The sequence below is a fragment of the Micromonospora sp. LOL_023 genome (genome assembly GCF_048060115.1).
GTDB lineage: Bacteria > Actinomycetota > Actinomycetes > Mycobacteriales > Micromonosporaceae > Micromonospora_E.
In genome coordinates this window covers 15,546-27,256 of record NZ_JBHMIM010000040.1, presented here as the reverse complement: position 1 = coordinate 27,256, position 11,711 = coordinate 15,546, and the positions used below count along the sequence as shown (strand labels likewise).

5 protein-coding genes are annotated in these 11,711 nt (G+C 69.9%); 3 read left to right on the top strand and 2 right to left on the bottom strand.

The genetic code is table 11. The features are described 5' to 3' along the window. Positions 1–439: 439 nt before the first annotated feature. Positions 440–1,093, top strand: a complete 654-nt coding sequence (locus tag ACFHVL_RS20815) for a cellulose binding domain-containing protein (protein WP_416629969.1) — start codon at positions 440–442, stop codon at positions 1,091–1,093. 142 nt (positions 1,094–1,235) lie between these two features. Continuing rightward, positions 1,236–6,716, top strand: a complete 5,481-nt coding sequence (pulA, locus tag ACFHVL_RS20810) for a pullulanase-type alpha-1,6-glucosidase (protein ID WP_416629967.1) — start codon at positions 1,236–1,238, stop codon at positions 6,714–6,716. Between the two features lie 133 nt (positions 6,717–6,849). Here the strand turns inward: pulA and ACFHVL_RS20805 are convergent, their stop codons facing one another. Further along, a complete protein-coding gene (locus ACFHVL_RS20805) occupies positions 6,850–8,316 on the bottom strand; it encodes an aminopeptidase P family protein (RefSeq protein ID WP_416630028.1) in 1,467 nt (488 codons plus the stop codon). Between the two features lie 103 nt (positions 8,317–8,419). On the opposite strand from ACFHVL_RS20805, the gene asnB reads away from it, so the two are divergent. Next, a complete protein-coding gene (asnB, locus tag ACFHVL_RS20800) occupies positions 8,420–10,417 on the top strand; it encodes an asparagine synthase (glutamine-hydrolyzing) (protein ID WP_416629966.1) in 1,998 nt (665 codons plus the stop codon). Between the two features lie 93 nt (positions 10,418–10,510). On the opposite strand, the gene ACFHVL_RS20795 is transcribed toward asnB, so the two are convergent. Then, a complete protein-coding gene (locus ACFHVL_RS20795) occupies positions 10,511–11,611 on the bottom strand; it encodes a lytic polysaccharide monooxygenase auxiliary activity family 9 protein (protein WP_416629965.1) in 1,101 nt (366 codons plus the stop codon). Positions 11,612–11,711 lie beyond the last annotated feature (100 nt).

The following is an 11,711-nucleotide window of genomic DNA, read 5'->3' as shown; positions in this document are numbered from 1 at the left end:
TTACCGCTGTGTCCCTGATCGTCCTGGCAGTCTTTCGTACGGATTGCCGTCAGGTTCGGGTGAGGTAACACTTACCCGCGCTGCGGCCCGCAACCAAACCGTACGTCCGTCTTGCTATCGCTGCAACCCTGGTGCCACGGTCTGGGACCGCGCCGTGGCCCGTCGCCGTGGGCGCGGCGGTTCGGCCTCCCGTCGGCAATTCCACTATCTGTGGCGACTCGGTTGCGATGCGGTATGTATCTGCACCGTTGCCCCACTGGGCTAACAAATCAGTACCTTGCCCTTTTGCGCTCCGGGTTGGAATCGCTACTCTTCCGCGGGATGCTGTCGCGCTAAGGGGGCCAATGTGGACGGCAGGCACGCCGCTCGGGCCGCGTGGACCCCATCGCACGTAGTCGCCATGGCACCCTGGGTGGTCGTCTTGAGTGGACTTGGTGTGATGGTGGTCATCTTCTTGGTGGCCGCCGGCTGTGTGCCCGTCCAGACCAGCGTGGTCGGCGAGCTGTCGCCGCCGCCGAGCACCCTCGCGCCGGAGCCGGAGCCGCGCGTCCCGGCCTCTCCGCCATCGGTGAACACCGGCGGGCAATTGGTTGCCGCCGCGCCGCCGCCCTCGGGCGAGGCGATTCTCGCCCCCGCTCCGCCGTCGCCGTCGCCGACACCGAGCCCGACTCCGGCACCGTCCATTGCGGAGATGCCGCCGCCATCCACCGGGTCGGCGCCGTCGACCGCCGCGTCGAGCGCCGGGGTGCCGCGTCCGCCGGCCGATCCCCACCTGTCCGGGCGGTACCGCGTACTCGACAAGTTCGGGGACGGATTCATCGCCGAGGTGCTGGTGGTGAACAGTTCGGGACAGGGGCGTGATTGGACTGTCACGCTGCGCTTCCCGGGCAATGTCGGTCGGCTGTACGCGGCCTGGGTCGAGGGTGCCCCGCAGGCGACGATGTCCCGTTCCGGGCAGGACTACGTCTTCACCAGTGGGGTTCCGGTGGCCGGCCACTCCTCCGTGCCACTGCGGTTCCACTTCGAGCGCCGTGGTGGCGGCACCGATCCGGATCGGTGCGCCGTCAACGGCGTGGCCTGTCGGGTTCGCTGACCGCTTCGCCGTCAGCTGGTCACGTCGACCGGGATCTACCTCCTCCTGCAAGGGCTGACGCTTTGCGGCCTAGCGCTGCAAGTTATTGCAGAATCTTGCAGCAAGGGCTAGCGTGCGGACATCGTCCACAGGAAGGTCGTCGATGCAAGCCGCACCCTCCCGTCCCCGTACCCCACGCCTGGCCGTGCCCACCCTGATCGCCGCGCTCGCCGCCACCCTGGTCGGCGTGCCGGCGGCCACCGCCGCGCCGGTGGCCCCGCCCGACACTGATGAACTTCAGTGGACAGACGAACCCTCGGCGACGACGCTCGCGGCGGCCGGTGCCAACCGGGCCGGCAGCGAACAGTTCTACTTCCTGCTGCCCGACCGATTCGCCAACGGCAACTCCCGCAACGATCGGGGCGGGCTGCGCGGCGACCGGCTCACCACCGGCCACGACCCCACCGACAAGGGCTTCTACCAGGGTGGCGACCTCCAAGGCGTGATCGACAACCTGGACTACATCCACGGCCTCGGCACCACCGCCATCTGGCTCGCCCCGGTCTTCGCCAACCAGCCGGTGCAAGGCGACGGAGATGACGTCTCTGCCGGCTACCACGGCTACTGGATCACCGACTTCACCCGGGTCGATCCGCACTTCGGCACCACCGCCGACCTCAAACGGCTGGTGAAACTCGCCCACCGGCGCGACATCAAGATCTATCTTGATGTCATCGTCAACCACACCGCTGACGTCCTCTCCTACGCCGAGGACGACTACGAGTACGTCGACAAAGCGACCGCCCCGTACCGGGATGCCGACGGTCGACCCTTCGACGACCGCAACCACGCCGACGGCACCAGGAGCTTCCCCGCCGTCGACCTCGACTCGTTCCCGTACACCCCGGTCGTCACCGACCCGGCCGACGCGCAGGTCAAAGTACCGGCGTGGCTCAACGACCCGACGATGTACCACAACCGGGGCGACAGCACCTTCATCGGCGAGAACAGCGAGTACGGCGACTTCTTCGGCCTGGACGACCTGTGGACCGAGCGGCCCGAAGTGGTCCGGGGAATGACGAAGATCTTCGGCGACTGGATTCGGGACACCGGCGTCGACGGCTACCGCCTCGACACCGTCAAACACGTCAACCTCGACTTCTGGCCGCAGTTCACCCAGGGCATCGACGATGCCGCCGCCCGCGCCGGAAAGCCCGACTTCGCCATGTTCGGCGAGGTCTACTCGGCCGACCCCGAGGTCGCCTCGACCTACGTACGTCAGGGCGGACTGCCGGCCACCCTCGACTTCGGCTTCCAGGAGGCCGCCCGTTCGTACGTCGCGGCCGGCGGCTCCGCGACCGACCTGGCCGACCTGTACGCCGATGACCCGCTCTACGCCGCCCGGGACACCGACGCCGGCCGACTGCCCACCTTCCTCGGCAACCACGACATGGGCCGGATCGGCACCTTCATCGCCGACGGCGGCACCGACCCCGCCAGCCACCTGCGTCGCGACCTGCTCGCCCACGAGCTGATGTTCCTCACCCGGGGTCAGCCGGTGATCTACTCCGGCGACGAGCAGGGCTTCACCGGTGCCGGCGGGGACAAGGACGCCCGACAGACCATGTTCGCCTCCCAGGTCGCCGACTACCTCGACGACGACCTGCTCGGCACCGACCGCACCCACGCCGACGACCAGTTCGACCGCGACCACCCGCTCTACCGGGGCATCGCCGCGCTCGGCAAGCTGCGCGCCGCCCACCCGGCGCTGCGCGACGGCATCCAGGTCACCCGGCACGCCGTCGACGGACCCGGGGTGTTCGCCTTCTCCCGCGTCGACCCGGGCGACCGCGTCGAGTACGTCGTCGCCGTCAACAACGCCACCACCGCCACGCAGGTCACCATCGACACCTGGTCACCCGGCACCACCTTCACCGGCGTCCACGGTCAGCACCGGCCGGTCCGGTCCGACGCGGACGGACGGATAACGATCACCGTGCCGGCGCTGTCTGCGATCGTGCACCGGGCCGGTGGCCCGATCCCGACGCCGGCCGGCAAGCCGTCGATCTCGATCAGCGCCCCGCCCGACGGCACCGCCGTCGCGACCCGGGCCGAGATCACCGCCGACGTGACCGGCGACCCGCTGGCCGAGGTCACCGTCGCCGCCCGGATCGGCGCCGGTCGGTGGACCCTGCTCGGCCGGGCCGGCCACGCCCCGTACCAGGTGCACCACGACCTCACCGGGTTGGCAGCCGGCACCCGAATCGAGTACAAGGCGGTGGTGCGCGACAGTAAACGCCGGACCGCCACCGCGAAATCCACCGCGCTGGTCGGCACCCCACCGCAGGGCGACGCCCGGGACTGGCTCGTCGTGCACCACCAGCGCTCCGACGGCGACTACGCCGACTGGGGCCTCTACACCTGGGGCGACATCGACCCCGACTGGCAGACCGGCTGGCCGGAAGGGCAGCCGTTCGCCGGCGAGGACAGCTACGGGCGGTTCGCCTGGGTGAAACTCGCCCCCGGCGCGACATCGGTCGGCTTCGTGGTCGTCGACGCCGACGGCACCAAGGACGTCGACGTCGACCGGACCGTCGACGTGAGCGCCACCGGTGAGGTCTGGGTCAAACAGGGCGACCCGGCGCTTTACCCGACCCGGCGCGCCGCCACCGGGGAGGCCGACCCACCGACCGACGACACGATCGCGTTGCTGCACTACCGCCGGGCCGACGGCGACTACACCGGCTGGGGGCTGCACGTCTGGGACGGTGCCGCCACCCCGACCGACTGGGCCGACCCGCTGCCGCCGGCCACCAGCGACGACTTCGGCGTCACCTTCCGGGTGCCGCTCGCCGACGGTGCCGCCGGGCTCAGCTACATCATCCACCGGGGCGACGAAAAGGACCTCCCCACCGACCAGCGGCTCGACTTCGCCGCCGCAGGTCGAGAGGTGTGGCTGCTCGCCGGCGACCCGCGACGCCTGCTGCCGCCGGTCGCCACCGTCGGCCGCGACCTGGACCTGACGAAGCAGCGGGCGCACTGGATCGACCGGTCCACCATCGCCTGGGACGCCGGGCCGACCGACGGCAAACGCCACGACCTGATCTGGGCTTCCGACGGCGGGTTGACGGTCGACGGCGACGACCTCGCCGGTGACTACCAGTCGATCCCGCTGACCGCGCAGCCCAACGGGCTCACCGACACCCAGCGGGCGGCCTTCCCGCACCTGTGGGCCTACCGCACCTTCGGCATCGACAGGCGGGACCGCGGCAAGGTCGCCGCCGCGCTGCGTGGCCAGCTCGCGGTCGCCGAACGCGACCATGAGGGCAACCTGTTGGCCGTCACCGGGGTGCAGATCCCCGGCGTCCTCGACGACCGGTACGCCGCAGCCACGAAGGCCCCGCTCGGCGTCACGTTCACCGGCGACCGGCCGACCTTGTCGGTGTGGGCACCCACCGCCCGTACCGTCGCACTGCAGTTGTTCGACACCCCGACCGCGCAGCATCGGACCGTCGCGATGCGCCGCGACGACCGCACCGGCGTCTGGTCGGTACGCGGCGAACCGGACTGGCGCGGCCGCTACTACCGCTACCAGGTCGACGCCTGGCAGCCGGCCGCCCAGCGGATGGTCACCGCCTCGGTCACCGACCCGTACGCGGTGGCGCTGGCCGCCGACTCCACGCACAGCCAGATCGTGGACCTGACCGACGCGGCACTCGCCCCGGCCGGCTGGGCGCGGCTGCGCAAACCGGCCGCTGTGCCGGCCGGCCGCACCCACATCCAGGAAGTCTCGGTACGCGACTTCTCCATCGCCGACGCCAGCGTCCCCGTCGACCGGCGCGGCACCTACCTGGCCTTCACCGACCCGCGTACCGCCGGGATGCGTCATCTGACGTCGCTGGCCGACGCCGGCGTCACCCACCTGCACCTGCTGCCGACGTTCGACTTCGCCACCATTCCCGAACGCCGCGCCGATCAGGTCGTGCCGGACTGTGACCTGGTCGCGCTACCGGCCGACTCGCCTCGCCAGCAGGCGTGCGTCGCCGCCGTCGCCGACCGCGACGGCTACAACTGGGGCTACGACCCGCTGCACTACACCGTGCCCGAAGGCGGCTACGCCACCGACCCAGACGGTGCCGCGCGTACCGCGGAGTTCCGGCGGATGGTCGCCGGGATCAACGACGCCGGGCTGCGGGTGGTGCTCGACGTCGTCTACAACCACACCTCGGCGGCCGGGGTAGACCGGCACTCGGTGCTGGACCAGATCGTGCCCGGGTACTACCACCGGCTGCTCGACGACGGCGCCGTCGCCACCTCCACCTGCTGCGCCAACACCGCCCCGGAGCACGCCATGATGGACAAGCTGGTCGTCGACTCGATCGTCACCTGGGCCAAGGTGTACAAGGTGGACGGTTTTCGGTTCGACCTGATGGGCCACCATCCGAAGGCCAACATCCTGGCGGTACGGGCGGCGCTGGACAAGCTGACCGTGGCCCGCGACGGGGTCGACGGGCGATCGATCCTGATCTACGGCGAAGGTTGGGACTTCGGGGAGGTGTCCGGCGACGCCCGGTTCACCCAGGCCACCCAGCTCAACCTGGCCGGCACCGGGATCGGCACGTTCACCGACCGGCTGCGCGACGCGGTACGCGGCGGCGGCCCGTTCGACGAAAATCCGCGGGTGCAGGGCTTCGCCAGCGGCCTGTTCACCGACCCCAACGGCGACCCGGTCAACGGCGGCAGCGCCGAGCAGCAGGCCCGGCTGCGCCAGCAGCAGGACGTCATCAAGGTCGGGCTGACCGGCAACCTGGCCGACTACGAGTTCACCGCCACCTCCGGCGACCGGGTGACCGGCGCCGAGGTCGACTACAACGGTTCGCCGGCCGGCTACACAGCAGCGCCAGGGGAGGCGGTCAGCTACGTCGACGCCCACGACAACGAGATCCTGTACGACGCGTTGGCGTACAAGCTGCCGGCCGGCACCACCGCGGCCGACCGGTCCCGAGCCCAGGTGCTCGCGCTGTCCACGGTGATCTTTGCCCAGGGCACCGGGTTCGTGACCGCCGGCAGTGAACGGTTGCGCTCCAAGTCGCTGGACCGCAACTCGTACAACTCGGGTGACTGGTTCAACCAGGTTCGCTGGGACTGTGCCGACGGCAACGGCTTCGGCATCGGTCTGCCGCCGGCGGCAGACAACGCCGACAAGTGGCCGTACGCCGGTCCGTTGCTGGCCGACCCGGCGCTGGTGCCGGACTGTGCGACGGTCGACCTGACGGCCGCCCGGTACGCGGAGCTGCTGCGAATCCGTGCCTCGTCCCCGGTGTTCGCCCTGTCCACCGCCCGTGAGGTGCAGCAGCGGGTCAGCTTCCCGTTGGCCGGGCCGGCCGAGACGCCGGGTGTTATCACCATGCGGCTGCGTTCGGCCGGGCTGGACGAGCGGTGGCGGTCGGTGACGGTGATCTTCAACGCGACGCCGCAGCCGGTCCGGCAACGGCTGCCCGAGTTGCGTCGGGCCGGCGTCGAGTTGCATCCGGTGTTGGTCGACTCGGCCGACCCGGTCAGCCGTCAGGCCGCCTTCGACTCCTCGACCGGCGCGTTCACCGTGCCACCGCGTACCGTCGCCGTCTTCGTCCAGCCCCGCTGACCCCGCGCCGCCGCCCCGCCTCTCTCCGCGATCTTGCACTTATCGATGGACAAATCCGACGAATCCTCTCGATAACTGCAAGATCGCCGGGCCGGGCCGGGCCGGGCCGGGCCGGGGCGGGGCGGCGGCCCGGTCAGGGTAGGCGGGGGCCGGCGTCGCGTTGGGCTGCCAACCAGGACTCCGCCTCGTCGGCCCGGCGGGGCAGCCCGGCTGACAGGTTCACCGCCCCGGCGGCCGTGACCAGCACGTCGTCCTCGATCCGGATACCGATGCCGCGCAACTCCTCGGGCACCAGCTCGTCCTCCGGCTGGAAGTACAGGCCCGGCTCGACGGTCAACACGTACCCCTCGTCGAGCTCACCGTCACGGTAACGCTCCTTGCGGGCCCGGGAGCAGTCGTGCACGTCGATGCCGAGCATGTGACCGAAGCCGTGCAGGGTCCACCGCCGGTAGACGGTCGACTCCTTGTCCATGGCCTCGTCCACGCTCACCGGCAGCACGCCCAGCTCGGCCAGGCCCTCGGCCAGCACCCGCATGCACGTCCGGTGCACGTCGCTGAACTTCACCCCCGGCTTGATGAGGTCCATGCCGGCCTGCTGGGAGGCGTACACGATGTCGTAGACCTGCCGCTGCAGCGCGGTGAACCGGCCCGACACCGGCAGCGTGCGGGTCACGTCGGCGGTGTAGAGGTGCTCGCCTTCCACGCCCATGTCCATCAGCAGCAACTCACCTGGCCGGGTGACCCCGTCGTTGCGCACCCAGTGCAGGATCGTCGCGTGCGCGCCCGAGCCGACGATCGATCCGTAGCCGACGTCGTTGCCGTCGTGCCGCGCCCGTAGCGCGAACACCCCCTCCAGTAGCCGCTCGGAGACCGGTCGGTCGGCCGGCAGCACCCGGGCGACGTCCTCGAAGCCCCGCACCGTGGCGTCGATCGCCGCCTGCAGCTGGGCGATCTCCCACTCGTCCTTGACCAGCTTTTGTTCCGAGATCGCGATAGCCAGCTCGCGGTCGCGGGCACCGGCGTCGTCCCCACTGTCGAACGGCAGCACCGCCGCGTCCACCCGCGTGTCGAAGCCGCGCAGTACCCGGGTCCGTCCCGGCGCGCAGCCGGCCAACGCCTGCGGCAGGTCACTCAGCGGTGCCGTCTCCAGTCCCAGCTCGGTCGACTTCTCCGCCAGGGTGCGTCGTCGGCCCACCCACAGCTCGCCGTCGCGGCTGCGGAAGAACTCGTCGGTCTCCCGCGACGACCGCTGCCGGGTGAAGAGCACCGCGTCATGCCGGTCGCCGCTGGGGCGCAGCACCAGCACACTGTCCGGGTCGTGGTCGCCGGTCAGGTACGCGAAGTCGCTGCCCGGCCGGAACGGGTAGTCGGTGTCGTTGGCCCGGGTCTTCTCGACGCCGGTGGGGACGACCAGGGTCTCACCGGGGAACGCCGCGGACAGCGCCGATCGGCGGCGGGCGTAGTTCGGCACCTCGGGGCGCGGCCCGAGCGGCAACGTGTCGTCGCGCCAGCCGGTACGCATGAACTCCAGCAACTTCTCCGGAAAGTCCGGATCGTGCGACTCGGTGCGCGGCTGTTCGGTCACCGCCTCGGCGGCCATCTCGGTCGACGTACCCTCGGTCTGGTCCTGTGTCACTGCGTCCTCCCCATGGTTGGGCGTACTCGACGGTACCGCGTGACCGCCGCGTGGAAAGATGTCTGCCATGTGCGGACTCCTGGCCTTTTTCAGCGCTCGCGGTGACGCTGGCGCGCACCGCGACGCGATCGCCCACGCGTTGGAATGCCTGCACCACCGCGGCCCGGACGAGACAGGTGTGGAGGTGATCGGCGACCCGACTGGGCGGTGGGCGGACGCGGTCTTCGCACACAAACGGCTGGCGATCATCGACGTGGCGTCCAGCCAGGAGCCGCTGGCCTACGCCGATGGTCGCTACCTGCTCACCTTCAACGGCGAGATCTACAACTACATCGAGCTGCGCGAGCAGCTGATCCGCGAGTTCGGTGCCCAGTTCGCCACCGCTGGCGACGGCGAGGTGATCGTCGCCGGGTTCCACTACTGGGGCGAGAAGGTGCTGCACAAGCTGCGCGGCATGTTCGCCTTCGTGATCTGGGACCGGGAGCAGCGGCGTGCCTTCGGCGCCCGGGACTACTTTGGTATCAAGCCGCTGCACTACCTGCAGACCCCGGACGGCATCTACCTGGCGTCGGAGAAGAAGGCGCTGCTGCCGTTCTCGGCCGCGGCCAACGCCGGCGACGCCGGGGTGGACACCGCGAACCTGTCGCACTACCTGACCCTGCAGTACGTTCCCGAGCCGCGCACCCTGCACCAGGGGATCAGCCGGATCGGCTCCGGGGAGTCGTTGACCTGGTCGGCCCCGGCGCTGGAGCCGACGGGGGCGCCGCCCGGCCCGGCCGGGGGGGTGCAGATCCGCCGCTGGTACCAGCCGATCTTCCGGCCCGCTCCGGTGTCGGAGCCGCAGCGGCTCTACGACGAGATCCGCGAGACGCTGCGGGAGAGCGTCCGCATGCACATGCGGTCCGACGTGCCGGTCGGCGCGTTCCTGTCCAGCGGCATCGACTCGACCGCTGTGGTGGCCCTGGCCCGCGAGTTCAACCCGAACATCCTGACCTTCACCGTCGGCTACGACGTGCCGGGCTACTCGGAGATCGACGTGGCCCAGGATTCGGCGGAGCACCTCGGCGTGACCATCATGCCGACGAAGATCGGGCCGCAGGACATGATGGAGGCGTTGCCACGCATCGTCTGGCACTTGGACGATCCGGTCGCCGATCCGGCGCTGGTGCCGCTCTACTTCGTCGCGAAGAAGGCCGCCGAGCACGTCACCGTGGTGCTGTCCGGCGAGGGGGCCGACGAGTTCTTCGGCGGCTACACCATCTACCGCGAGCCGCTGTCGCTCGGCGCGGTGCACGGCCTGCCGGACCCGATGCAGAAGGGCCTGCGGGCGGTGTCCAAGGTGATCCCGCAGGGCGTGAAAGGTAAGAGTTTCCTGGAGCGCGGCACCACCCCGATCGAGGAGCGCTACTACGGCAACGCCCGGATGTTCACCGAGGAGGAGAAGCAGCACCTGATGCGCCGCTACGACCCGTCGGTGCGTTACACCGACGTGACCGCACCGGTCTACGCTGAGTGCGCCGACCTGGACGACGTCACCAAGATGCAGTACGTCGACCTGTACACCTGGCTGCGCGGTGACATCCTGGTCAAGGCGGACCGGATCTCGATGTCCCACTCGCTGGAGGTCCGGGTGCCCTTCCTGGACAAGGAGGTCTTCGACGTCGCGGCGAAGATCCCGGTGGAGCTGCGGCTGCCGCCACGGTCGGACGCCACCAAGTACGCGATGCGTCAGGCGCTGGCGGGCGTGGTGCCGCCGGCCATCGTCAACCGGCGCAAGCTGGGCTTTCCGACTCCGACCCGGGTGTGGCTGCGCGGCGAGATGTACGAGTGGGTACGGCACATCTTCGCCACCTCCGGCGCCGGTGACCTGCTCGATCTGTCGTACGCGATGCGGCTGCTCGACGAGCACAAGCGGGAGGAGGCGGACCACTCCCGCAAGGTGTGGACGGTGCTGATCTTCTGCATCTGGCACGCGATCTTCGTGGAGCGTTCGCTGGATCCGGGTATCCAGCGCAACCAGTCGGCGTTGCTGACCAAGCCGGTCGTCGGCTCGATGGTCGCCTGAGAGGTTCGGTCGCCTCGAACACGTGCCGGGGCCCGGCAGCGCGAGCGCTGCCGGGCCCCGGGTGTTCCGTGGTGGCTGGTTGCTCGGGATGGATCAGGAGGCCGAGCAGCTCACCGACGGTGTGCCGGAGCTTCCGTTGGCGGTGAAACCGAACGTCGTCGAGGCGTTCGGGCCGAGGTTGCCGTTCCACGCTACGTTACGGACGGTGATGTTGGACCCACTCGTGGTGTGAGTTCCGCTCCAGACGCTGTTGATCGTGACACCGCTTCCGAGGTTCCAGTTGGTGCTCCAGCCGCCGATGCTGGCGGTGCCGGTGTTTGTGACCGTCACCTCACCCTGGAAGCCGCCGCTCCACGAGCTGACCGTCCGGTACGTCGCCGAGCAGCCGCCGGACGGCGCCGGGGTGGTGGGGTTCGGGCCCGGAGTCGTCGGCTGCGGGCCGGGGGTGGTCGGCGCCGGGGTCGGGGTCGGGTTCGGGTTGATCGGAGTGCCCCGGATACCGGTCACCTGGCCGTTGCCGCCGTCGAAGACCACGTCGGAGCAACCGTAGAAGTTCTCCTGGCTGTCCGAACGCACCCAGTGCGAGTAGATGATGTGCCGACCGCTCTTGTTGCTCGGCAGGCGACCGCTGAAGTAGTAGTGCCCGTCGTTGGTGCCGACCGCGCCGCGCTGCGGTGGGTTGGTGACCGTCAGGAACGGAGTGGCTTCGAGGTCGCTCCAGGCCAGCGGCCGGTTCGGGCTCCAGCTGTCCTTGGTCACCCAGAAGTAGAACGTGCCCGGGTGGTGCGCCCAGTTCGAGTACTTGAACTCCATGCCGGCACCGGCGGTCAGGTGGGTCAGCGGCCAGTCGTTGCGGGCCAGGTTGTAGCCGGAGAAGCCGGAGTTGCCGCCGCTGCACAGCTGACCGTCCGGGATGAACCCGCTTCTGCGGCCGGCGCCGTCGGAACGCAGCACGCTGAACCAGTTGTACAGCGAGTTGGCGCCGCTCTGGTTGACGGCGGCGGAACAGGCCTGGTTGGTCGGTCTGATCTGACCGGTCTGGTCGAGGCCGTCCACCCAGCACAGGTAGGTGCGGCTGCCCGGCATCATCGCGGCGCCGTGCGCCGAGGCCGCGTTGGGGGTCACCACCGTGAGTAGACCAGCGGCGAGTGCGGAGGCGGCGGCTATGACCGCCAATCTACGAAAGGTTTTCACCAAGAACTCCTTCTTGACCAGCCCACGGGGACGGGGGTGCACATCCACGCGGACAAGGTGATGGGCCGACATTGCGAAACGCCCGAACATGAGGAGGAAC

Bases quoted from the DNA above. Each gene is read 5' to 3' on its own strand.
- ACFHVL_RS20815 (WP_416629969.1), top strand. From the start codon at position 440: ATGGTGGTCATCTTCTTGGTGGCCGCCGGCTGTGTGCCCGTCCAGACC.
- pulA (WP_416629967.1), top strand. From the start codon at position 1,236: ATGCAAGCCGCACCCTCCCGTCCCCGTACCCCACGCCTGGCCGTGCCC.
- ACFHVL_RS20805 (WP_416630028.1), bottom strand. From the start codon at position 8,316: ATGGCCGCCGAGGCGGTGACCGAACAGCCGCGCACCGAGTCGCACGAT.
- asnB (WP_416629966.1), top strand. From the start codon at position 8,420: ATGTGCGGACTCCTGGCCTTTTTCAGCGCTCGCGGTGACGCTGGCGCG.